This is a genomic window from Bradyrhizobium sp. WSM2254 (assembly GCF_000472645.1).
GTDB classification, from domain to species: Bacteria; Pseudomonadota; Alphaproteobacteria; order Rhizobiales; family Xanthobacteraceae; genus Bradyrhizobium; species Bradyrhizobium niftali.
On record NZ_AXAB01000014.1, the window covers coordinates 1 to 24,289 of the forward strand.

Genomic DNA, 24,289 nt, shown 5'->3' on the forward strand with positions numbered 1-24,289 from the left:
TTATGATGGGGTGGACGCCCCGCCGACGGCATCGATGTGCCAAAGTGGAGGTGTTTAGCACCACTTAAGGGAGGCGTCCGTGGCAGAGGTTAGCATAATCGGTCTGGATATCGCCAAGCATGTTTTCCACGTTCATGGCGCGGATGGGAAAGGACGGACTTTATTCAGCAAACGGATCAGCCGGGGAAAGTTGCTGGATTTCTTCGCGGCTCAGCCGATCTGCACAGTAGCCTTAGAGGCATGTGGAGGAGCTCATCACTGGGCTCGGCAGCTCGCGCAGCTTGGCCATAGCGTTCGGCTGATCCCTCCCGCGTATGTAAAGCCATTTGTGAAGCGACAAAAGAACGACGCGATTGATGCTGAGGCGATCTGCGAAGCCGCGCAGCGGCCGAGCATGCGGTTCGTTGCCGTAAAGAGCGAGGAGCAACAGGCTGCGGGCTTGGTATTTCGAACCCGTGACCTGTTAGTGCGGCAACGAACCCAGCTCATCAACGCGATCCGAGGACACCTCACGGAGTATGGTTGGATCGCGCCCAAGGGGCCATCACATGTGGCGAAACTTACCGACCACATCGAAGAAGAAGCTATGGCCAGTTCACTTCCCGAAGCGGCCCGCCCCATGTTACGAGTGATGCTAGACCTGCTCGCCGAGTTGAATGGCAAGATCGCATATCTCGACCAGGAGATCGCTCGGCGCGCTCGCGAAGACGAGGTATCGCGCAGGCTGATGACCATTCCTGGCATTGGCCCAATCTCCGCCACCGCGATCGCCGCTCTAGCACCGCCGGCCGAGACCTTTTCCAAAGGCCGTGACTTCGCGGCATGGCTCGGTCTCACGCCTCTTCAAAGATCGACAGGCGGCAAGCAGAAGCTCGGTGCGACATCCAAGATGGGCGAACGCACGCTTAGGCGCCTCCTCATCATCGGCAGCAGCGCGGTTGTGCAACAGGCAAGCAAACGCGGTGCGCCAAGGGGTTCGTGGCTCGAACAGATGCTGGCTCGCAAACCACGCATGCTGGTAACAGTCGCCCTCGCCAACAAGATGGCGCGGATCGTCTGGGCGCTACTTATCAAGCAGGAGAATTACAGGGCTCCGGTCGCAGCCAAGGCGTGATCCTGGCGGACCTGAGGTCGTCGGAGGTGTAGTCGGTCGAAGGAGAGTATGGCGCAACAGTCGGCGAGACGAGGCCGGAAGAACCAGGCGTACTCATCGTGCCCAGAGCACGCTTTTATGATTTGGTTCCGGTCTGCGAACTCCCATACGGGCCCGCAGCTTCATCGCTGCACCATCAGAGGCCGGACAGATGGCAGCATCCGACTACGTGCCGATCTTCTTCAAAAATCGCTTGCATCTCGCGGGGCGTCCACAGATGAGTAATCGCCCGGTGATCAGCTTTCAGCGCACAAATGGCGGAATGGTTCGTTGTTGGCTGCGGCTGGCATTGCGATCTTCCGACGCAGGCAGCTTCAGGAGAAATCCTGCGTCAGGGTCGTGGCGAATTGCTCCAGCGCCCAGTCGACCTCGTCGCTGGTGATCACCAGCGGCGGGGCGATGCGGATCGTGTGCCCATGGGTATCCTTGGCGAGGATACCCTTGCCCTGGAGCGCCTCGCAGTAGCGGCGCGCGCGGCCGGCCTCGGGATGCAGCTCGACCGCCAGCATCAGGCCGCGCCCGCGCACGTCGCGGACCGTGTTGGCGCGGATGTCCTTCAAGCCTTCCAGAAGGCGCGCGCCCTGCCTGGCCGCGTTCTCGATCATGCCTTCCTCGACCAGCACGCGCATCGCCGCGCGCGCCACCGCGCAGGCCAGCGGGTTGCCGCCGAAGGTTGAGCCATGCTGCCCGGGTCGCAATGTCCCGAGCACTTCGTTGTTCGAGAGCACGGCCGACACGGGATAGAAGCCGCCGGACAAGGCCTTGCCGAGCAGGGTCACGTCGGCCTCGATTGCCTCGTGCTGTTCGGCGAGCAGCTTGCCGGTGCGGCCGAGCCCGGTCTGGATCTCGTCGAGCACCAGCATGACGTTGTTGGCCGTGCACAGCTCCCGCACCCTGGCGAAATAGCCGGCGGGTGGAATGATGACGCCGGCTTCGCCCTGGATCGGCTCGACCAGAAAGGCGACGGTGTTTGGCGTGATCGCTTGTTCGAGTGCCGCGGCGTCGCCGAACGGGATGATCCTGAAGCCCGGCGCGAACGGACCGAAGTGTCCGCGGGTCTCGGGGTCCGTTGAAAAGCCGACGATGCCCAGCGTGCGTCCGTGGAAATTGTCGGCGCAGACGATGATCTCGGCCTGGCCGTCCGGCACGCCTTTCACCTCGTAGCCCCATTTGCGCACCGACTTGATCGCGCTTTCGACCGCCTCGGCGCCGCTGTTCATCGGCAGCACCTTGTGGGAGCCGGTCAGCGCCGCGATCTCCTCGTAGAACGGGGCGAGCTGGTCGTTGTGGAAGGCGCGCGAGGTGAGCGTCAGCCTGTGTGCCTGTTCCACCATCGCCGCCAGGATCTTGGGGTGGCAGTGGCCCTGGCTGACCGCGGAATAGGCCGAGAGGCAATCGAGATAACGGTTTCCGTCGGTATCCCAGACCCAGACACCTTCGCCGCGCGACAGGACGACCCCGATCGGCTCGTAATTATGGGCGCCAAAGCGTGCTTCCGTTGCGAAGTAATCAATGACGGACGAGCTCATCTTTCGTCACTCCATTATTGCGTGCCGGCGACAACCGACTGCACCGCGCTCAAATTCATCCGGGCCCGGCGAGATGCGCGAAGCCGCGGATTTGCCTCCCTTTGTCAAATGGTTATGCGGATCCACCGAGGCAATCTTCCGTTAGCCTCCGCTACTGTGCATGGGGTTGTTTTCGACATTTTTGTTTTCGGGCCTCAGCCGATCGCGCAGGGCACGCTCAAAAAGCCGCGGAACCGTACCCGTCCGCCGCGCACCGGCTGGCCGTTCACGGCGAAGTTCGGGAAGCGCGCCAGGAAGCGCGAGATCGCGATGGCGCCCTCGAGCCGCGCCAGCGCCATGCCGGCGCATTGATGCGCGCCGGTGGCGAAGGCGAGATGCCGGTTCGGCGTCCGTGCGATGTCGAAGCTCTCGGGGGCGGGAAACTGCGCGGGATCGCGGTTGGCGGCCCCGATGCACAGCGTCACCGACGTGCCGGCGTCGAGCATGACGCCGCCGAGCTCGATCTTCTCGGTCGTCATGCGGTTGCCGAGCTGGTTCGAGCTCTCGTAGCGCAGGATCTCCTCCACCGCTGTCTTGATCATGTCGGGGTTGCCGATCAGCCGCTGCTTCTGGTCCGGATTCCGGTCCAGTGCCACGAGGCCGTTGCCGATCAGGTTGGTGGTGGTCTCGTGTCCGGCATTGAGCAGGAAGATGCAATTGTGCAGCAGCTCCTTCTCCGTCAGCCGCTCGCCGTTACCTTCTCCCTGGATCAGGCGCGTCAGCACGTCGCGGTCGGGATTGCCGGGTTTGCCGCGCCGGCGCGCGACCAGCGTTTCGAGATATGCGAGAAAGTCCTTCACCGCCTTGTTGCCGCGCGCGGCCGCTTCGCTCGACACCACGGGTTCGAGGGCGCCGAGGATCGCCAGCGACCAGTCGCGCAGCGGCGCGCGCTCGTCATGGGGCACGTCGAGCAGATTGCCGATCACCTCGATCGGGATCGAGGCGGCAAAATCCTCGATCAGCTCGCAATGGCCCTTGGCGGCGATGGCATCGAGCAGGCCATCGACCAGCTTGACGAGATCGCCCTCCATCCCCGCGATCGCGCGCGGCGACAGCGCGCCCATGATCAGGCGGCGCACGCGGGTGTGTGCCGGCGGATCGTTGAAGACGAGGCTCGTGGTGTGGTGCTCGTAGAGCGGGGTGTCGCCGTATTTCGGCGCGAACTCGCGCTTCTTGTCCGAGCTGAACGACTTGGTGTTCTTGTAGGTGGCGACGAGGTCGTCGTAGCGGGTCAGGAACACGGTGCCGTTCGGCAGGCGCTTGACCGGCTCGTTCTCCCGCAGTGCACGATAGGTCGGGTAGGGGTTGTCGTAGAACTCCGGCGTCAGCTTCTCGAGGTCGAAGCTTGCCGCCAGCTCCTTCGCATCTGCGTTCATCCCGTTATACTCGCCGGTTAGGGCCGATATGCCGTTTTTGTTGTTCTGATCGACGCGAGCATGCGTCTACAGTCTTCGCACCTTGCTAGCCGACCGGACAGGAAAATGCACGCCCGCGCTGACGCTGCCGACACGGCCCCGAATTGGCCCGACGATATTTTCGCGACATTGCAACGCTTCGACGTCCGGCAGGTGCCTTACGTGCCCGATGCCGGCCATTCGAAGCTGATCCAGCGCGTGCTGGGATCCACCACGATGCGCGGGATTCCCTTGACGACGGAAGAGGAGGGCGTGGCGCTTCTCGCGGGCGCCTGGACCGGCGGGCAGCGCGGTGTCCTGCTGATGCAGTCGAGCGGGGTCGGCAATTGCATCAACATGCTGTCGCTCATCCCGATCCTGCGCTTTCCGTTCCTCACGCTGGTGACCATGCGCGGCGAGTGGGGCGAGTTCAATCCGTGGCAGGTGCCGATGGGTTCGACCACGCAGGGCGTGTTCGAGCTCTCCGGCGTCAAGGTGCTGCGCGCCTCCAATGCGGCAGAGGTGCCGGCGGTGTTGGAGGCGGCCGCAGCGCAGGCCTATAACGCGCTCACGCCCACCGCTGTCCTGTTGTCGCAGCGCCTGATCGGCGCCAAGGTTTTCACCAGATGAGCAAGGCCAATCTCCTCGACCGCCGCCAGGTGGTCTCGACGCTGCTTGCGGACCGCAAGGATGTGGTTGCGATCGGCGGCCTCGGGGCCTCCACCAACGACATGTGTGCCGCCGGCGATCACGCCCGCAACTTCTATCTCTGGGGCGGCATGGGCGGCGCCGCGATGATCGGGCTGGGGCTCGCGCTGGCGCAGCCGAAACTGCCGGTGCTGGTCATCACCGGCGACGGCGAGATGCTGATGGGCATGGGCAGCCTTGCCACCATCGGGCTCCAGAAGCCGTCCAACCTCTCCATCGTGGTGCTCGACAACGAGGCCTATGGCGAGACTGGCGGCCAGACCAGCCACACCTCGGCCGCCGCCGACCTCGTCGGCGTCGCCAAGGCCTGCGGCATCCGGGACGCCCGCGCGATCTCGACCATGGCCGAGGTCGAGGCCTTTGCCAAAGCCGTCCACGACGTCTCGGCAGGGCCGCGATTTGCCAATGTGAAGATCGACAGCGCCAGCCTTGAGCGGATCTTGCCGAGCCGGGACGGGACCTACATCGTCAACCGGATCCGCGGCGATCTCGGCTTCCAGCCGATCTAGGTCCATTCCCCGCGGCGACCTCGCCTGCACGTAGGCCGTGCAGGTGGGGCAATTTCCACTGAAATTACAACGCTTCCAGGTTGCGATGCAGCATAATGCTTGACTTTTGCGTGGGTGAGTGCTTACTCACTATCCCATGAGCTCACTGCGAATGACGAGCGACCTGAGGCGTCAATTGATCCTCGGCGCCGCAAAGCGCTGCTTTGCCCGACACGGCTATACCGGCACCACGACCAAGAGCGTGGCGGCCGCCGCTGCCATTTCCGAAGCCCTGCTGTTCAAGCACTTCCCCTCCAAGGCGGCGCTCTACGCTGAAATTCTCAGCGACGAATGCGAAGCCGATCCGGCGCTGACGGACCTTCTCGAGCGGGAGCCATCCACCGCCACCATGGTCGAGCTGATCCGCGGCATGGTCCAGCACTTCCTCCGCATCGCCGATGGTCCGGACCAGGAAGAGGCCCAGCGCCTGCGACTGATGGCCACGAGTCATTTGGATGATGGCGAATTCGCCCGTTTGCTATATGCCAAGATCGAGAAGCTGATCGGGGCGGTCTTCATCGCCTCGCTCGAGCGTGCGGTTGCCGCCGGGGACGCGCGGCCCTGCACTGGCGATCCACTCAACCTGTTCTGGTTTGCGCATCATTCGTTGATGACGGCGGCCCTGACCAGGCTGCCGGCTACGCCCTGTCTCGCTTACGGCAAGGCGAACGATCTGGAGCGTCAGCTCTGTGAGTTTCTCCTGAGAGGTATCGGACTTAACGACGCCGCAATTGCTTCACATCTGGGCCGCGATCAGGCGCCGGGTGTCGGCAAGACGGCGATTGCAGAAAGTGCATGACATGAACATCGTAACCGAACACAAGATTTCGGGCGAACCGATCGACAAGGCTCCCAAGCGTCCGGTCCGGCCGGTGCTCTGGTTCGTCATCGTCGGCACGCTGCTCGGCGTGCTCGTCGGCGGCCTCGTCTGGTTCAATTACTTCCGCGGCCAGATGATCAAGCAGTTCTTCGCCAACAACAAGCCGCCGCCGACCGTGGTCAGTGCGGCCGAGGCGAAGTCCGAGGTGGTGCCTAACCTGCTGACCGCGGTCGGCGGGCTTGCCGCCGTGCACCAGGTCGATGTCAGCGCCGACGTCAACGGCCGCGTCACCGAGATCAAGTTCGAGCCGGGTTCGCATGTCGAGGCCGGCACGCCGCTGGTGCAGCTGTTCGACGCGCCCGATCAGGGCGATCTCGCCAACTACAAGGCGCAGGCGACCGTCGCGCAGCTCTCGCTCGATCGTGCCAAGCAACTGGCGTCGCGCCAGTTCGGCCCGCAGGCGACCGTCGATTCGGCGCAGGCCGCGTACGACCAGGCGCTGGCCGGCATCGCCAAGACCGAAGCGCTGATCTCGCAGAAGTTCGTGCGCGCGCCGTTCTCCGGCGATCTCGGCGTCCGCAAGGTCGAGGTCGGCCAATATCTGACGGCCGGTACGGCGATCGTGTCGCTGACCGATCTGTCGGAGCTCTGGGCCAACTTCACGGTGACGGAAAAGGACTCGGGCAACCTCAAGGTCGGCCAAGCGGTTCGGCTGAAGGTCGACGCCTATCCGGGCCGCACCTTCGACGCCAAGATCACCACGATCGAGCCGCAGATCTCGACCGACACCCGCAACATTCGCGTGCAGGCGACCGTCGCCAATCCGGAGAAGATCCTGAAGCCAGGCATGTTCGTGACCACCACGGTGGTGCTGCCGGACAAGCCGGCGGTGATCACCGTCCCGGAGACGGCGGTCGACTACACGCTGTACGGCGACTCCGTGTTCGTGATCACCGAGAAGAAGGAAGAGGACGGCAAGACCAGCCTCTCCGCGGTGCGCACGTTCGTGCAGACCGGCAACCGGGTCGAGGGTCGCGTCGAAATCATCAAAGGCGTGAAGCCGGGCGACAAGGTCGTCGCCGTCGGCCAGCTCAAGCTGCAATCGGGCGCGGCGGTGTCGATTTCGACCGACCCGGCCCCGCAGATCCCGGCGCAGCCGCCGCGCTACTGACACCGCAAACGTCGCAGCATGATCCGGCACGGCCGGATCATGTTCGTGCAAGTCAACGAAATCGAGATCGCCGCGATGCGCTTTACTGATATTTTCATCAAACGCCCGGTCCTGTCGGTCGTTGTCAGCCTGCTGATCCTGCTGATCGGCCTGCGCGCGGCGATGGTGCTGCCGATCCGGCAATATCCGAAACTGTCGAACACGGTCATCAACATCACGACCGTCTATCCCGGCGCATCCGCGGACCTGATCCAGGGCTTCATCACCACGCCGATCGAGCAGGCGGTCGCTTCTGCCGAAGGCGTCGATTACATGACCTCGTCGTCGGTGCTCGGCACCTCGACGATCCAGGTCTACATCAAGCTGAACTTCGATCCGAACCAGGCGCTCACCGAGGTGCTGGCCAAGACGAACTCGGTCAAATACCTGATCCCGAAGGAATCCAACGACCCGATCGTCACCAAGACGACGGGCCAGACCACGGCGGTGATGTATCTCGGCTTCTCCTCCGAGGAGCTGTCGGGCTCGGCAATCTCGGACTATCTGACGCGCGTGGTGCAGCCGGTGCTGTCGACCGTCGACGGCGTGGCCTCTGCCGACATCCTCGGCGCCCAGAACTTCGCGATGCGGCTGTGGCTCGATCCCGTGAAGATGGCCGGCCGCAATGTCTCGCCGGCTGACGTCGCATCGGCGATCGCCGCCAACAACTTCCAGTCCGCGGCAGGCCAGACCAAGGGCTATCTGATCGTCTCGAACGTCTCGACGAATACGGGCCTGACAGACGTCAACCAGTTCAGAAAGATGATCGTGAAGGCCAAGGACGGCGGCTTCGTGCGGATGGAGGACATCGCCACCGTCGAGCTTGCAGCCCAAAGCACGGACGCCAGCGTCGCCTTCAACGGCGAGCACGCGATCTTCATCGGCGTGCAGGCGACCCCGCAGGGCAACCCGCTGACGCTGGTCAAGGGCGTGCGCGCGCTGTTCCCCGAGCTCGAGCGCAACCTGCCGCCGTCGATGAAGATGAAGGTGGCCTACGATTCCACCAAGTTCATCCAGTCCTCGATCGACGAGGTCGAGAAGACGCTCGGCGAAGCCGTGATCATCGTGATCGTGGTCATCTTCCTGTTCCTGGCGTCATTCCGCTCCGTCATCATTCCTGTCGTCACCATCCCGCTATCGATGATCGGCGTCTGCACGCTGATGCTGGCGCTGGGATTCAGCTTCAACCTGCTGACGCTGCTGGCGATGGTGCTGGCGATCGGCCTCGTCGTCGACGACGCCATCGTCGTGGTGGAGAACATCCACCGCCATCTGGAGGAAGGGAAGACGCCGGTTCAAGCCTCGCTGGAGGGCGCGCGCGAAATCGTGGGTCCCGTCATCTCGATGACCATCACGCTCGCGGCCGTGTACGCGCCGATCGGCTTCCTCGGCGGCCTCACCGGCTCGCTGTTTCGCGAATTCGCCTTCACGCTGGCGGGCTCGGTGATCGTGTCGGGCGTGATCGCGCTGACGCTGTCGCCGATGATGTGCTCGGTGCTGCTGAAGAACACCGAAGAGGGCCGGTTCGCCAAGTTGGTGAACAGGGTGTTCGGCGCGCTGACGCGCTGGTATGGCCGCAGGCTCGACCGCTCGCTCGACTACAAGGCCATTACCGGTCTGTTCGCAGTGACGATCCTCGGGCTGGTCGGCTTCCTCTACATGCACACGTCGAAGGAACTGGCGCCGGAGGAAGACCAGGGCATTGTGTTCGCGGTGACCAAGGCGCCGAAATACGCCAACATCGATTATGTCGATTTTTACGGCGAGAAGCTCGACGAGAAATTCCAGAAATTCCCGGAGACCGATCTGCGCTTCGTGCTGAACGGCATCAATGGTCCGCAGGGCGGCATCGCCGGCATGCTGCTGAAGCCGTGGGAGGAGCGCAAGCGCTCGTCGATCCAGTTGAAGCCCCTGGTGCAGGCCGAGCTCTCCAAGATCGAGGGCGTGCAGGCTTTCGCCTTCAACCTGCCGCCGTTGCCCGGCGGACCCGGCGGCCTGCCGGTGCAGATGGTGATCAACTCCACCGCCGGATTCCAGACCGTCTATGAGCAGATGGAGAAGCTGAAGGACGCCGCGCGCAAGAGCGGCATGTTCATCGTCTCCGACAGCGACCTTGCCTATAACCAGCCGAATGTGCAGGTCACGATCGACCGCACCAAGGCCCAGGATCTCGGCGTCAACATGCAGAACCTCGGCAGCACGCTCGCGGTGCTGCTCGGCGGCAATTACATCAACCGCTTCAATCTCGAGGGCCGCTCCTACCAGGTGATTCCGCAGGTGCCCCGAGGCAAGCGGCTCTCGCCGGAATCGCTCGGCGGCTACTATGTGACGACCAACACCGGCCAGCAGCTTCCGCTGTCGACCGTGGTCTCGATCAGAACCAAGACCGATCCGAACTCGCTGACCCACTACAACCAGCTCAATTCGGCGACGTTCTCGGCCGTGCCGATGCCCGGCGTGACCGTTGGTGCTGCGGTCGACTTCCTCGAAAGCGAGGCCAAGAAGCTGCCGCAGGGTTTCAGCCACGACTATCTCGCGGACTCCAGGCAGTATGTGCAGGAAGGCAACCAGCTCGCGATCACCTTCGGCTTCGCGCTGATCATCATCTTCCTGGTGCTGGCAGCCCAGTTCGAGAGCTTGCGTGATCCGCTGGTGATCATGATCTCGGTGCCGATGGCGATCGTCGGCGCGCTGATCCCGCTGTTCTTCGGCGCCGCGACCATGAACATCTACACCCAGGTCGGTCTGCTCACCCTGGTCGGTCTGATCACCAAGCACGGCATCCTGATGGTGGAGTTCGCCAACGAGCTCCAGATCAACGAGCGGCTCGACCGCCGCTCGGCCATCGAGATGTCGGCCCGCATCCGCCTGCGGCCGATCCTGATGACCACGGCCGCGATGGTGACGGGTCTGATCCCACTCCTGACCGCGACCGGCGCGGGTGCGGCCAGCCGCTTCTCGATCGGTCTGGTCGTTGTCGCCGGCATGTCGATCGGCACGCTGTTCACGCTGTTCGTGCTGCCCGCCGTCTACGTGGTGCTGGCGACCGACCATCGCGCGGCGGCGGATTCCGAGCGGAACAAGCAGGTCAACGAGCTCGACCTCGGTTCCAAGGCGCTCCGGCCGACCTGAGACCGGTAGCAAGCGAATCGGAGGGCGGCAGCGGCCAATCCGCTGCCGCCCTTTTTCCGTTGTACCCGCCGGTGCTGATGCGGTGGCCACCGCGGCTGTTGGGCGGGCCCTTGGCCGGGCTCGCGAGAGACAAGGTCTCGTCTTCTTGCTAGGTTCCGCTGGATGAGCCTCTCCCTCCATCCCGACACCCCGCAAGCCAGGACGTCGCAGAGCGCGGCGCCGGATGGAGCAGTGGCCGGCGAAGCGACGGGGCGAGGGATCAGGATCCGGCTGTTCACCAAATACGTCGCACTGTTCGTGGCCGTCGTCGCCGTCGCGCTGCTTGCCAACGGGCTGTTCGAAGTCTTCTTCTACTATCGTGAGCACAAGGCCTCGCTGATCCGGGTCCAGCATGAGCAGGCCGAGGCGGCGGCCGCCAAGATCGGCCAGTTCGTCAAGGAGATCGAGAGCCAGCTCGGCTGGACCACGCAGCTGCCGTGGTCGGCGGACTCGATCGAGCAACGCCGGTTCGACGCGCTGCGGCTGTTGCGCCAGGTGCCGGGGATCACCGAGCTCGCCCAGGTGGATTCGAACGGCAAGGAGCGGTTGCGGGTCTCGCGGCTGGCGACGAACGCGATCGACAGCGGGATCGACCTGTCGACCGACCCGAAGTTCACCGAGGCGGTCGCGCATAAGGTCTATTACGGACCGGTCTATTTCCGCAGGGACTCCGAACCCTACATGACGCTGGCGCTGGCCGGCGCGCGCAAGGATTCCGTCGTCAGCATCGCGGAGGTCAATCTGAAGCTGATCTGGGACGTCGTCTCCCAGATCAAGGTCGGCGAGCACGGAGACGCCTATGTGGTCGGGCCGGAGGGGCGCCTGATCGCGCATCCCGATATCAGCCTGGTCCTGCGCAACACCGACATGTCGAACCTCGCGCAGGTCCGCGCCGCGCAGGCCGGAGGCGGTACCATGTCCGATCCGCTTCCCGAAGCGCGCAACATCCAGGGGCAGAAGGTGCTGACCGCATCGGCCCCGATCGAGCCGCTGCACTGGACCATGTTCGTCGAGCTGCCGGTCGAGGAGGCCTATGCCGCGCTCTATGCCTCGCTGCAGCGGCTTGCGATCGTGCTGCTGGCGGCGTCGATCTTCGCGGTGCTTGCGGGGATATTCCTCGCGCGCCGCATGGTGGGACCGATCCAGGCGCTGCGCAGCGGCGCCGAGCGGATCGGGGGCGGCGATTTCTCCCAGCGCATTGCGATCCGGACCGGCGACGAGCTCGAGGGGCTCGCCGACCAGTTCAACGACATGGGTGCGCGCTTGCAGGAATCCTACGCGGACCTTGAAAACAAGGTCGAGCAGCGGACTGCTGAATTGAGCGAGTCGCTGGAGCAACAGACAGCCACTTCGGAGGTTTTACAGGTGATTAGTTCGTCTCCGGGCGAACTCACGCCGGTGTTCCACAAGATGCTCGAGAATGCCACGCGAGTCTGTGGCGCGAATTTCGGGGTCATGAATCTGTGGGATGGCGAAACCTTCACTATGGCGGCTGATTACAACGTGCCGCCGGCGTTCGCCGCTTCGCGAAGAGACGTGGCGATCCGCCCTCATCCGGAGACTGCGCTCGCCGCCGTTGTCAGGACCCGCCAAGTTGTTCACGTTCACGATGTGCAAGACACGCCTGCTTATGTTGCGGGAGGTTCAAGCATTCGCGCAATCTCCGACCTTGCTGGCGCCCGCACGATCATTGTCGTGCCGATGCTAAGAGAAGGCGAGTTGATCGGCACGATCGCAGTCTATCGCAAGGAGGTCCGGCCCTTCACCGACAAGCAGATTGCTCTGGTCGAGAACTTCACCAAACAAGCCGTCATCGCCATCGAGAACGCGCGGCTGCTCAAGGAGCTTCGCCGACGCACGGATGATCTGACTGAGTCGTTGCAGCAGCAGACGGCGACCGCCGATGTGCTGAAAGTCATCAGCCGTTCGGCGTTCGACCTGCAAACTGTGCTGAACACCCTTGTCGGCTCGGCGGCTCGCTTGTGTGATGCGGACGAAGGCACGATCTTTCGGCCTAGCGATGGCGTCTTCTATTTGGCGGCAAGCTGCGGGCTTGACGCGGAGCAAGAAAACAAGCTTCGGACATTCGCTTCCGTACCCGAACGGGGAAGTGTGGTCGGGCGTACGCTGCTCGACGCCAAGACGGTTCATGTCCCGGATGTGCAGGCCGACCCGGAATATGCACCCTCGTCCGCTCGAAGGCGTTCAAACGTGCGTACGATGCTTGGTGTGCCTCTGCTTCGAGAGGGGACGCCAATCGGCGTGTTTGTCCTGACGCGGCATATGGTGCGGCCCTTTAGCGACAAGCAAATCGAACTCGCCACCACATTTGCAGATCAGGCCCTCATCGCGATCGAGAATGTCCGATTGTTCGAGGAGGTCCAGGAACGCACCAGAGAGCTGTCGCGGTCTCTCGATGATCTGCGCGCCGCCCAGGATCGCCTGATCCAGACCGAGAAGCTCGCCTCCCTCGGCCAGCTCACGGCGGGAATCGCGCACGAGATCAAGAATCCGCTCAACTTCGTCAACAACTTCTCGTCGGTTTCGACCGAGCTGATCGACGAGCTCAACGAGGTGCTCGAAGCGGCAAAGCTCGATGGCAAGACCAAGACGGAAATCGACGAGCTGACCGGCATGCTCAGGGGCAATCTCGAGAAGGTGGTGCAGCACGGCAAGCGCGCCGATTCCATCGTCAGGAACATGCTGGTGCATTCGCGCCAGGGTTCCGGCGAACATCGCCCCGTCGATATCAATGCGGTCATGGAGGAGAGCCTCAATCTCGCCTATCACGGCGCGCGCGCCGAAAGGCCCGCCTTCAACGTCACGCTCCAGCGCGCGTTCGACCCCGCCGCCGGCCTGGTCGACATCTATCCGCAGGAGATCACGCGCGTCTTCCTCAACCTGATCTCGAACGGCTTCTATGCCGCGGCCAAGCGCAAGGAGGGCACTGCGGAAGGTTTTGAGCCGATCGTGAGCGCCGCAACCAGGAGCCTCGGCGACAAGGTCGAGATCCGGATCCGCGACAACGGCACCGGGATTCCGCCCGAGGTGAAGGAGAAACTATTCAATCCGTTCTTCACGACCAAGCCGGCCGGTGAGGGCACCGGGCTCGGCCTGTCCATGAGCCATGACATCGTCGTGAAGCAGCATGGCGGCACGATCGACGTGAAGACCGAGCCGGGTGTATTCACCGAATTCATCATCACGCTGCCGCGCACGATGGCAGCGGGCGACACTGCCGGAGGCAAGACTTGAACGTTTATATCCTGGTCGTCGATGACGAGCCCGACGTCGAACCGCTGTTCAGGCAGCACTTCCGGCGCGACCTGCGGGCCGGCCGCTTCCAGATGGAGTTTGCTCCCTCTGCGGCCGATGCGCTGAGGCGTGCCGCCGAGGTTCGCGATCCTTCGCTGATCCTGATTCTGTCGGACATCAACATGCCCGGCATGAGCGGGCTCGACCTGCTGCCGAAGGTGCGCGCCGACTATCCGCACGTTCCCGTCATCATGATTACCGCCTATGGCGACGCCGAGACACGCAGAAAGGCGATCGAGCGAGGCGCCCACGGGCTCCTGACCAAGCCGATCGACTTTGCACTGCTGCGCCAGGAGATCGACACGAGGCTCGAGCAAGCCGCATGACTGCGACCATCCTCTTCGTCGACGACGAGCCGGACCTCGAGGCGCTGATCCTGCAAAAGTTCCGCAGGCAGATTCGCGACGGGCTGCTCACCCTCATGTTCGCCCGCGACGGCCTCGAGGCGCTGGAGGCGCTGGAGCAGAATCCGCATGTCGACATGGTGGTCTCCGACATCAACATGCCGCGGATGGATGGGCTGTCGCTGCTGGCAAAGCTCCAGGAGGCCGAGGACAAGAAGTCGACCATCATCGTCTCCGCCTATGGCGACATGAGCAACATCCGCATCGCCATGAACCGCGGTGCGTTCGACTTCCTGACCAAGCCGATCGACTTCGCCGATCTGGAAGCCACGATCCAGAAGACCATCGGCCACGTGGAGATGCTGCGCGAGGTGCGGCGGCGCCAGATCGAAGCCGAGCGCGCCCATGCCTCGCTGTCGCGTTTCTTCTCGCCGGAGATCGCAAGGCGCCTGGCTGCGGATGTCGAAGGCGGGATGGAGGTGCAGTGGCGCGATGTCGCCACCCTCTTCACCGACATCACCGGCTTCACGTCGCTGGTCGAGAGCGCGGCCCCGCAGACGCTCGGCGAGCTCCTCAACGAATATGTCGGCGGCATGACGGAGATCGTCTTCGCGCATGAGGGGACGGTCGCCAAGATCATCGGCGATGCGATTCAGGTGCTGTTCAACGCGCCCGGCGACCAGCCGGACTATGCGACGCGCGCGGTCGCCTGTGCCCATGATCTGGACGCCTGGGCGGAGGACTTCTCCGCGCGCTGGAGGGCGAAAGGCGTGAACTTCGGGGCGACCCGGATCGGTGCCCATGCCGGCCCGGCGCTGGTCGGCAATTTCGGCGGCAACCGCTTCTTCGACTACACCGCCTATGGCGACTCCATCAATATCGCGGCGCGGCTGGAAGCCGCCAACAAGCATCTCGGCACCCGCATCTGCGTCAGCTCCAGCGTCGCCGGGGCGGCCGAGAATTTTCAGGGCCGTCCCGTGGGCGAGCTGATGCTGCGCGGGCGCAGCGAGCCGCTGCGCGCGTTCGAGCCGCTGCCGCGGGCCAAATTCGAAGCGCCGGTGACGACGCTCTATTCCGAGGCTTTTGCCAAGATGGAGGCCGGCGACGCCGCCGCCATGCCGGCCTTTGCCGCGCTGGTCGGGATGCACGCCGACGATCCGCTGGCCGGTTTTCACCTGAAGCGCCTGCTCAACGGCGCCAAGGGCATTCGCATGCAACTGGAATAGGAGCCCGTCATGACGCGTGAATTCTCCGCCGGCAATTACCGTTTCATTCCGTCCGTGTTCCAGTATTCGGCCGGCGCAGCCGCGGACGAGGGCTATGAGATCGAGCGCGTCCGCTTTGATCGCCTAGTGCCGCTGGCCGAGGGCTTTGCGCTGGCGGCGAAGTTCATCCAGGAGGCCGGGCGTCCGCTCACCGCGTTCTGCGCCTGCGAGCTGCGCTCGCCGGTGGCCTTCAGCGAGGAAGGCTTTCGTGCGTTCAATCTGCATTATGTGAAGACGCTGTCCGAATGGGGCATCTTCGACGGCACCACCAATCCGGTGGCGCGCAGCAATGTCTGTCCCGAGATCGATCCGCCGTCCGAGCCGTCGTTCTACGCCTTCTCCTTCACGCGCCCGACGCGGTCGAAGGCGCCGAGCTTCGTGATCGCCGGCGGTGCCGAAGCACGCGAGGGCAGCGGCACTTATGTCGAGCGCACGGTGCGCTACCGCGACCTCAGCCCGGAGGGGCTGCGCGAGAAGGTGCGGTTCACCACCACCTCGCAGATGGAAATCCGGATGGCGGCCTTCGGCTTCGGCTGGAGGGACACCACGGGCGTGCAGGCCTATTCCGTGCACGACTTCCACCATGCGCTGGTCGACGAGCTGGTCCGCCGCGGCGCATTGCGCTCCGGCCTGACCTGGCACTATGCCCGCCCGCCGGTGGTCGATCTCGAGTACGAGATGGATTGCCGCCGCGTGATGCGCGAAGTGGTGATCTAGCGCTGACGCGGGTCGAGCGCGTCGCGCAGGCCGTCACCGAGCAGGTTCAGCGACAGCACCACGAGGAAGATCGCGAGGCCCGGCCAGATCGCCATCCACGGCGCCTGGGTCAGGAAGCGTTGCGCCGCGTTGAGCATGCTGCCCCAGGACGGTGCGGGCGGCTGCTGGCCGAGGCCAAGGAATGAGAGCGCGGCCTCGGCGATGATGGCGGCGGCGATCGACAGCGTCGCCTGCACCAGCAGCGCCGGCAGGATGTTGGGCAGGATGTGCGAGAACGCGATCCGCCAGCCGGGGTTGCCGAGGGCGCGCGCGGCCTCGACATAATCCTCGGCCTTGACGCTCAGCACCTGGCCGCGGGTCAGGCGGATGAAGATCGGGGTCGCCGAGATGCCGATCGCGATCATGGCATTGCCGAGGCTCGGACCGAGAAACGCGGCCAGGGCGATCGCCAGGATCAGGAACGGGCAGGCCAGCATCGCATCGGTGATCCGGCTGATCAGCGCATCGACAAATCCGCCGCGATAGCCGGCGAGCAGGCCGAGCGGCACGCCGACGCCGAGCGCGATTGCGACCGAGATCAGGCCCGCGAGCAGGGAGGCGCGCGCGCCGTAGACGATGCGGCTGAGGATGTCGCGGCCGAGCTCGTCGGTGCCGAACCAGTGCGCCGCGGTCGGCGGCTTGCGCACCAGGCTCCAGCTCGTCGCGATGGGATCATAGGGGACGATGAGAGGAGCAAGCGCCGCAAGCAGGATGAACGCCGTGATCACGACGAGTCCGAATACGGCGGCCTTGCGCTTGAACAACCGCCGCCGTGCGCGGCGCGCCGGGCTGTCCAGCTCGTAGGCTTGCGTGACGGGGCTGGGCAAGGCTGCATCGGTCATGGCGCTAGCCCCGAAGCCGCGGATTGACGAGGATATAGGCGACGTCGGCAACGAGGTTCAGCGTGATGTAGACCGTGGCCGTCACCAGCACCACGCCCTGCACCACCGCATAGTCGCGGTTGAAGACGGCGTCCACGATCAGCTTGCCGAAGCCGGGAATGGAGAAGATCTGCTCCGTCAGCACAGCGCCTGACAACAGCGTGCCGAGCTCGAGCGCGCCGAGCGTGATGATGGGCGTCAGCGCATTGCGCATCGCGTGCTTGAGGATGACTGAGCGCTCCGACAATCCTTTCGCGCGCGCCGTGCGAACGTAGTCGCTCTCCAGCACCTGGAGCATGGCGCTGCGGGTATGCCGCATCAGGATCGCGGAAATCGCGTTGCCGAGCACGAAGGCGGGCATGATGGTGGCGGCCAGGCTCGCGCGCCAGTTCTCGGTGAGCGGCACGTAGCCCGAGGCCGGCAGCCAGCCGAGCTCAATCGAGAACAGGAAGATCAAGAGGATCCCAAGCCAGAAATTCGGCGTCGAGATGCCCCACAGCGCAAACAGATTCGCGCCATAGTCCCACGCCGTGCCCTTCTTCACCGCGGAGACGATGCCGGCGGGAATACCGATGAAGAACGCGATCAGGATCGCCATCGAGCCGAGCTGGAGCGTCACCGGCAGTTTCTGCGCGATCAGCTCGCGCACCGGCATCTTGTTGCGCAAGGACTCGCCGAAATTGCCCGTGAGGACGCCCTTGAGCCAGTAGACATATTGCACGGGGATCGGCTGATCGAGCTTGTACTGCTGCCGGATCTGCTCGATCGCGGCGGGATCACGTTCCTCGCCGGCCATCACCAGCGCCGGATCGCCGGGCAGCAATTGCTGGAGCGAAAAGATCAGCACCGACACGAAGAACAGTGTCGGCACGATCTGCGCGATGCGGTGGGCGAGGAACTTCAGCATGACCCCACCTGTGTCCCGGGTGTTGCCGCGATCACTTGAACTTCAACCCGACCACGCGCACGAGGCCATCAGGCATCTGCCGGTAGCCCTCGAGCTTCTTCGTATGCGCGATCAGGAGCGTACGATGGTAGATGTAGATGATCGGCAGGTCGTCGAGCAGGACCTTGGTCAGCTTGGCGTAGGTCGCCTTGCGCTCCTCGACATTGGATGTGGCCCGTCCCTCTTCCAACAGCTTGTCGGCCTCGGGGTTCGCGTACACGCCGTCGTTCTGCGGCGCCTTGCTGCGCATGAAGATGTAGGAATTGCCGTCCGGGTCGATGCGTCCGCTCCAGTTGATCTGGAATACCTGGAACTCGCCGGCCTGCGCCTGCTTGAAGGTGGTCGCGAATTCGACGACGCGGACCTTGATGTCGAAGCCGGCTTCGGCGGCCATGGACTGCACGACCTGGGCGACGGCCTCGTACTCGGTGCCCTTTGGCACCATGTAGTCGACGGTGACGGGCAGGCTGACACCGGCTTCCTTCAACAGCGCCTTGGCCTTGGCGATGTCGCGACCCGGAATGGGGAAAGCCTTCTGATAGTATGGATGCGTCGGGCTGACCCATTGATTGCCCGGCGTAAACTCGCCGTTGAATACGACCTGGTTGATGGCCTCGCGATCGATCGACAGGCTGAGTGCCTGGCGCACCTTCGCGGATTGGCTGAGTGGCCCCTTGGTCTTGTCGTTGCCGATGTTGATGGTCAGGCCCTGATAGCCGAGCTCGGGCGCCGTCGACAGCACCAGCTTGGGATCGGCGCGGACGTCCTTGATGTCGGTGGCGAGCACGCGCTCGATCAAATCGAGTCCGCCGGACTTGAGGTTCGCAAGGCGCACCGTGGCATCGACGATCGGCAGGAACACGACGCGATCGATATGGATGTTGTCCTTGTTCCAGTAGTCGGCGAACTTCTCGAACACCATGCGATCCTGCTGCACGCGCTCGACGAACTTGTAGGGGCCGGCGCAGACCGGATGCAGGCCGAACTTGTCACCGGCCTCCTTCGCCGCCTTGGGCGAGACCATCATGCCGGAGCGGTCGGTGAGCTGGGCGATCAGGGGCGAGTACGGCGTCTTCAGCACCAGCTTGATGGTTAGGGGATCGACGACCTCGACATGATCGACGCTGGCGAGCTCGGATTTGCGGAACGAGGTCGGCAGCGTCATGTGACGCTCGATCGAGAATTTTGCGGCTTCGGCGTCCAGCGGCTCGCCATCGTGGAATTTGACGCCTGGCCGGAGCTTGATCGTCATCTCCTTGCCGTCGGCCGACGTCTCGTGGGACAGCGCGAGCTGCGGCACGATGTTGAGCTTCTCGTCGATGTCGAACAGCTTGTCGCAGAACGCGGAGAACACGATGCGGCCGACATAGGTGCGGCCGATGCTGGGATCGAGGATATCAGGGTCTTCGGCGATCCCGATGCGAAGCGTGGTCTGAGCCTGGGCCGTGCCCACGAGCGACGTCAGCAAGGCCGACGCCAGGATTGTCAAACGCATAAAGCTCATCGCTCTCAACCTCTATTTCACGGCTATGCGGGGTCCGTCCCCAATGGACTAACCCCGCCGCCGCGTGCTGCTTCCGGACCGCCGCTGAAGGCGGCAACCAATTTTTCAAGAACCGGCGAGAAACCGCCATCCATGGGGACGATGGCCGCGGAGGACGGCAGTTCCGACGTTCGGTGGCAAGCCGTTGCATGTCCGATGCCATCCGCGACAAGCTGAGGCATTTCGCTGCGGCAGCGGTCCACGACATAGGGACAGCGGGTGTGGAAGCGGCATCCCGGCGGCGGATTGAGCGCGCTGGGGATCTCCCCCTGGAGCACAATCCGGCTGCTTTTTGCCCGCGGTTTAGGCACGGGAATCGCGGACAGCAGCGCGCGGCTATAGGGGTGCCGGGGCGCGGCGAACAGCGCGTCCGCCTCCGCGGTCTCGACAATCTGGCCGAGATTCATCACCGCGACGTGGTCGGCGATGTGCTTGACCACGGCGAGGTCGTGCGAGACGAAAATGTAGGCAAGGCCAAGCCGGTCCTGGAGCTCGCGCAGGAGGTTGAGGATCTGCGAGCGGATCGAGACGTCGAGCGCCGAAACCGGCTCGTCGCAGATGATCAGTTTTGGCTCGACCGCGAGCGCGCGGGCAATGGCGATGCGCTGGCGCTGGCCGCCGGAGAATTCGTGCGGATAGCGTCGCTCGAGCCGCGGCTCCAGCCCAACCAGCCGCAGGATTTCCGCGACCCGTTCGCGCCGCTGTGCGGGTGGAACGAGATCGTGCAGCGCCAGCGGCTCGGTCAGGATCTGGCCGACGGTCATGCGCGGGTTGAGCGAGGCGTAGGGATCCTGGAAGATGATCTGCGCCTCGCGACGGAACGCGCGGAGCGCTCCGGCGTCGAGCGAGAGCAGGTCGCGGCCATCGAAACGGATCGTGCCTGCATCCGGCTCGATCAGCCGCAGCACCAGGCGGCTGACGGTGGATTTGCCGCAACCGGATTCGCCGACCAGGGCCAGCGTCTTGCCCGCCTCGAGCGAGAAGCTGACGCCATCGACCGCTTTGACATGCGCGAGTGCCCGGCCGAACAGCGAGCGCTCGGCGACGAAATGCTTGACCAGGCCTTCGACCTCGAGCAGCGCCATCACGACACCAGAAGTTCGAGCGGCGCGCGGATGCAGCGCGAGAGGTGACCGGGGCTGATTTCCACGAGCGGCGGCGGCGCCTTGGTGCAGGCGTCCAGCACGAAGGGGCAGCGTGCGGCGAAGCGGCAGCCGGCGGGCGGTTGCGCCATGTTCGGGACCATGCCTTCGATCGTCGCAAGCTGCTCGGCGCGGTGGTCGAGCCGCGGGATCGAGCCGAGCAGGCCGACTGTGTAAGGATGCTGCGGCGTCGCGAACAATTCATCCACCGGCGCGCGCTCGACGATCTCGCCCGCATACATCACCGCGACCTCGTCGCAGACCTCGGCGACCACGCCGAGGTCATGCGTGATCAGGATGATCGCGGCGCCGCTCGCCGCCTTCAATTCCCGCATCAGCTCCAGAATCTGCGCCTGCAAGGTGACGTCGAGCGCGGTGGTTGGCTCGTCCGCGATCAGGAGGCGGGGGTCGCACGCAAGGGCCATCGCGATCATCACGCGCTGGCGCATGCCGCCGGAGAGCTTGTGCGGATATTCGTCGACGCGCCGCTCGGGCGAGGGGATGTGGACGCGACGCAACAGCTCGATCGCGCGGTCCCGTGCGCTGCGCCGCGAGCCGCCGCGATGGCGCAGGATGGTCTCGATGATCTGGTCGCCGATGGTGAAGCTCGGGTTGAGCGAGGTCATCGGCTCCTGGAAGATCATCGCGAGCCGGTTGCCGCGGAGATCGCGCAGCGTCTGATCGGATGTCTTCAGCAGGTCGAAGCCGTCGAAGCGGATCGCGCCCGATATCTCCGCGCTTTGCTTCGGCAGCAACCCCATGATCGCGAGCGATGTCACGCTCTTGCCGCAGCCGGATTCGCCGACGAGGCCGAGCGTCGCGCCATTGGCGACGCTGAGATCGACACTGTCGACCGCATGGGTGACGCGGCCGTCGTCGCCGTGGAAGCGGATACGCAGATCCTTGATTTCGATGAGAGGGCTGGTGCTCATGATCGTCTTGCACGGGCCGCGGCGATGCTGGCGTCGATGACGCTGCGATCGGTGTTGCCGGCCAGGTTCTGCCGCGTCGGCATGGAGGAGCGGAAATGCACCCAGAGCTCGTGGCTGACCCGTTCGAGCCGCTCGAGCTCGCCGAGCGGATCGGGATGGTCGTCGGCGCGAATGTCCAGCGCCGGCCATTCCTCCTCGCCGTGGATCAGGAGCGCTGCGGACTGCTTGCCGCGCTTGTCGCCCCCGGCGGCCTCGCCCGCGCGCATCGCCGCGAGCAGGCGGCGCGGGAAGGGCAGGCTGTCATTGGCGATGTAGGTCTTGGCGGTCTCGTCGAGCACGTCAGGGCCAGCCAGCATGTTGCCGGCGATCGAGAAGCCGCTGCCTGCGACGTGGCCGCACCAGTCGACGCAGTCGCGCCCGGTATGCGCGGCAATCTCGCCGCTGGCGTCCATGATGTGGATCTGGCGGCTTTCGCGCCCGTCGTCGGTCGCGAGCAGGCTGGCGAGCACGTCATGCGCGTTCAGGCCTTCACGCAAGAGCTTGACGCCGTCGATGCCGTAATAGGGATTGACGAAGGCTTGGGTTGCGATCGCGCCGAGGCCGGCGGCGATATAGGGCACACGCGCGCCGACGGCGAAGAAGCGGGTCGCAACCGCGATGCCGAACTGGCCGGTGGCAGGATCGCGTGCGATGATCGACCAGGTCATATTCTGTCCATCAACGTCCTGCTGCGTAGCCCTGCATGCCGCGCGGGTTGGCGGCGGCGCGGCGGCGCACCCCGACGCGGGAGGCCGCGGTGAGGCGGCCTTCGGACCAGTCGGGGCCGATCTCGACGATATGCCCGCGTTCGCGCAGAGTCTCGATCGTCGCCTTCGGCACACGGTTCTCGACCACGAGCACGCCGGGGCGGGCGGTGCGCGGCCAGAACGAGATCGGGAAATGCTCGGAGTGCCAGGCCGGCGCGTCGATCGATTCCTGAAGGTTGAGATTGCAATGGACGTGGCGCAGGAAGAATTGCGTGATCCATTGGTCCTGCTGGTCGCCGCCCGGCGAGCCCCAGGCGAGATACGGCTCGCCGTCGCGCAGCGCCATGGTCGGCGACAGCGTGGTGCGCGGCCGCTTGCCCGGCGCGAGCGCCGCCGGATGGTCTTCCTCCAGCCAGAACATCTGCGCGCGGCTGCCGAGGCAGAAGCCGAGTTCGGGAATGATCGGTGAAGATTGCAGCCAGCCGCCCGACGGCGTCGACGACACCATGTTGCCGGCCTTGTCGATGATGTCGAAATGCACGGTGTCGCCGCGTACCTCGCCGAAGCGTCCGACCGTCGGCTCGCCGGCGCCGAGCGCGCCGACCGCTTCGCGCTGGCCTTCGGCGCGCCGTAGCTTGACGACACCGCCAAAGCCCTCGATCGAGCCGGGGCGGAAGTCGAGCGAGGCCTTGTCGGTGACGAGCTTGCGGCGTTCGTCGTTATAGGCGTCCGACAGCAGCGTCGCGATCGGGATCTCGTTGAACTTCGGATCGCCGTAGAATTTTTCGCGGTCGGCGAAGGCGAGCTTGGCGCATTCGATCTGGAGATGGATGAATTCCGGCCCGGTCGGGTCGAGCCCGTCGAGCGCAAAGCCCTTGAGCAGCGCGAGCTGTTGCAGCGTGACCGGGCCCTGGCTCCAGACGCCGGCCTTGCAGACGGTGTAGCGGCCATAGTCGTAGGTGAGCGGCTCCTCGACGGTCGGCTGCCAGCGCGCCATGTCGTCGGCCGAGAGAACGCCGCGATGCGGCGAGCCGCTGACGTCCATCACCTCCTGCGTGCGACAAAATTTGTCGATGGCTTCCGCGACGAAGCCGTGCGACCAGGCCCTTCGCGCACGCTCGATCTCGCCGTCGCGGCCACCGTCGCCACTCTCGGCCTCGCTCAGAATGCGGGCGTAGGTCGCGGCCAGCGTCTTGTTGGTGAAGAGCGTGCCGGGCCTCGGCACTTCGCCGTTCGGCAGGTAGACCGCGGCCGAGGTGGGCCAGTGCTTGCGGAATAGCTGCTCGACGGTCTGGATCGTGGCGCAGGCGCGCTCGACCAGGGGATAGCCGTCGCGCGCGTAGGAGATCGCGGGCTCCAGCACGTCGCGCAGGCGCATGGTGCCGTAGTCGCGCAAGAGCATCATCCAGGATTCGAAGGTGCCGGGCACGCAGGCGGCGAGCAGGCCGGTGCCCGGCACCATGTCGAGGCCCTCACTCTTGTAATGCGCGATGGTGGCGCGCGCCGGCGCTGGGCCCTGGCCGCAGATCACTTCGGTGCGGCCGCGCTTCACGTCGTGGACGATAACAGGCACGTCGCCGCCGGGGCCGTTCAGATGCGGCTCGACCACCTGGAGCGTGAAAGCGGTGGCGACGCCGGCATCGAAAGCATTGCCGCCCTTTTCCAGGATGGCCATGCCGACAGCGGTCGCAATCCAGTGCGTGGTGGCGACGACCCCGAACGTGCCCTCGATCTCGGGACGCGTCGTGAAGGGATCCGGATTGACGTTGCTGGCCATGGGATTTCGCTACCTTAATTGTCGCGCGCGCAATTGATCACAGGCGATGCCGTGCCGCCAATGCGCAGGC

General features: G+C 64.6%; 19 protein-coding genes. 10 read left to right on the forward strand and 9 right to left on the reverse strand.

Translation table 11 applies throughout. From position 1 onward, the window contains the following. The first annotated feature begins 79 nt into the window (after positions 1–79). Positions 80–1,114, forward strand: a complete 1,035-nt coding sequence (locus A3M7_RS0110860; protein ID WP_027543953.1) for an IS110 family transposase — start codon at positions 80–82, stop codon at positions 1,112–1,114. Between the two features lie 353 nt (positions 1,115–1,467). Here A3M7_RS0110860 and rocD read toward each other — a convergent pair whose 3' ends face one another. Next, positions 1,468–2,682: an ornithine--oxo-acid transaminase gene (gene rocD, locus A3M7_RS0110865; RefSeq protein WP_027543954.1), complete on the reverse strand. Its 1,215-nt coding sequence runs from the start codon at positions 2,680–2,682 to the stop codon at positions 1,468–1,470. A gap of 194 nt (positions 2,683–2,876) precedes the next feature. After that, positions 2,877–4,097, reverse strand: a complete 1,221-nt coding sequence (locus A3M7_RS0110870) for a cytochrome P450 (RefSeq protein ID WP_027543955.1) — start codon at positions 4,095–4,097, stop codon at positions 2,877–2,879. Positions 4,098–4,202: 105 nt separating this feature from the next. Here A3M7_RS0110870 and A3M7_RS0110875 point away from each other — a divergent pair, with 105 nt between their 5' ends. From A3M7_RS0110875 to A3M7_RS0110915, 9 genes are all read left to right on the forward strand, one after another. Further along, complete coding sequence (locus tag A3M7_RS0110875) at positions 4,203–4,745, forward strand: phosphonopyruvate decarboxylase (protein WP_027543956.1); 543 nt, start codon at positions 4,203–4,205, stop codon at positions 4,743–4,745. After that, a complete protein-coding gene (locus tag A3M7_RS0110880) occupies positions 4,742–5,332 on the forward strand; it encodes a thiamine pyrophosphate-dependent enzyme (RefSeq protein WP_027543957.1) in 591 nt (196 codons plus the stop codon). The genes A3M7_RS0110875 and A3M7_RS0110880 overlap by 4 nt, the downstream gene beginning before the upstream one ends. Positions 5,333–5,468: 136 nt before the next feature. Continuing rightward, positions 5,469–6,170 (forward strand): TetR/AcrR family transcriptional regulator, encoded by a 702-nt coding sequence (locus tag A3M7_RS0110885; protein WP_198033731.1) that lies wholly within the window; start codon positions 5,469–5,471, stop codon positions 6,168–6,170. A gap of 1 nt (position 6,171) precedes the next feature. After that, complete coding sequence (locus A3M7_RS0110890; RefSeq protein ID WP_027543959.1) at positions 6,172–7,362, forward strand: efflux RND transporter periplasmic adaptor subunit; 1,191 nt, start codon at positions 6,172–6,174, stop codon at positions 7,360–7,362. Between the two features lie 75 nt (positions 7,363–7,437). After that, positions 7,438–10,533 (forward strand): MexW/MexI family multidrug efflux RND transporter permease subunit, encoded by a 3,096-nt coding sequence (locus A3M7_RS0110895; RefSeq protein WP_027543960.1) that lies wholly within the window; start codon positions 7,438–7,440, stop codon positions 10,531–10,533. 162 nt (positions 10,534–10,695) lie between these two features. Next, positions 10,696–13,827, forward strand: a complete 3,132-nt coding sequence (locus A3M7_RS46370; protein WP_084302015.1) for a GAF domain-containing protein — start codon at positions 10,696–10,698, stop codon at positions 13,825–13,827. Further along, on the forward strand, positions 13,824–14,213 hold the full coding sequence (locus A3M7_RS0110905; protein ID WP_018648152.1) for a response regulator: 390 nt from the start codon (positions 13,824–13,826) through the stop codon (positions 14,211–14,213). The genes A3M7_RS46370 and A3M7_RS0110905 overlap by 4 nt, the downstream gene beginning before the upstream one ends. Beyond that, complete coding sequence (locus tag A3M7_RS0110910; protein ID WP_027543961.1) at positions 14,210–15,457, forward strand: adenylate/guanylate cyclase domain-containing protein; 1,248 nt, start codon at positions 14,210–14,212, stop codon at positions 15,455–15,457. Before A3M7_RS0110905 ends, A3M7_RS0110910 begins: the two co-directional genes overlap by 4 nt. 9 nt (positions 15,458–15,466) lie before the next feature. Further along, a complete protein-coding gene (locus A3M7_RS0110915; protein WP_027543962.1) occupies positions 15,467–16,213 on the forward strand; it encodes a hypothetical protein in 747 nt (248 codons plus the stop codon). Here the strand turns inward: A3M7_RS0110915 and A3M7_RS0110920 are convergent. The 7 genes from A3M7_RS0110920 to A3M7_RS0110950 are packed head-to-tail and all read right to left on the reverse strand — an operon-like array spanning position 16,210 to position 24,219. Beyond that, complete coding sequence (locus A3M7_RS0110920) at positions 16,210–17,094, reverse strand: ABC transporter permease (protein WP_027543963.1); 885 nt, start codon at positions 17,092–17,094, stop codon at positions 16,210–16,212. The two genes, A3M7_RS0110915 and A3M7_RS0110920, sit on opposite strands and share 4 nt — an antisense overlap. A 4-nt stretch (positions 17,095–17,098) precedes the next feature. After that, on the reverse strand, positions 17,099–18,040 hold the full coding sequence (locus A3M7_RS0110925; RefSeq protein ID WP_027543964.1) for an ABC transporter permease: 942 nt from the start codon (positions 18,038–18,040) through the stop codon (positions 17,099–17,101). Between the two features lie 31 nt (positions 18,041–18,071). Continuing rightward, positions 18,072–19,583 carry an ABC transporter substrate-binding protein gene (locus A3M7_RS0110930; protein ID WP_027543965.1) on the reverse strand — a complete coding sequence of 504 codons (1,512 nt, stop codon included), beginning with the start codon at positions 19,581–19,583 and terminating at the stop codon, positions 18,072–18,074. Positions 19,584–19,606: 23 nt separating this feature from the next. Continuing rightward, positions 19,607–20,707: an ABC transporter ATP-binding protein gene (locus A3M7_RS0110935; RefSeq protein ID WP_049823325.1), complete on the reverse strand. Its 1,101-nt coding sequence runs from the start codon at positions 20,705–20,707 to the stop codon at positions 19,607–19,609. Continuing rightward, positions 20,707–21,696 (reverse strand): ABC transporter ATP-binding protein, encoded by a 990-nt coding sequence (locus tag A3M7_RS0110940; protein ID WP_027543967.1) that lies wholly within the window; start codon positions 21,694–21,696, stop codon positions 20,707–20,709. The genes A3M7_RS0110935 and A3M7_RS0110940 overlap by 1 nt, the downstream gene beginning before the upstream one ends. After that, on the reverse strand, positions 21,693–22,403 hold the full coding sequence (locus A3M7_RS0110945) for a DUF1028 domain-containing protein (protein ID WP_027543968.1): 711 nt from the start codon (positions 22,401–22,403) through the stop codon (positions 21,693–21,695). Before A3M7_RS0110945 ends, A3M7_RS0110940 begins: the two co-directional genes overlap by 4 nt. Positions 22,404–22,413: 10 nt before the next feature. Beyond that, positions 22,414–24,219, reverse strand: coding sequence for a gamma-glutamyltransferase family protein (locus A3M7_RS0110950; RefSeq protein ID WP_027543969.1), 1,806 nt, complete (start codon positions 24,217–24,219; stop codon positions 22,414–22,416). Positions 24,220–24,289: the final 70 nt, after the last annotated feature.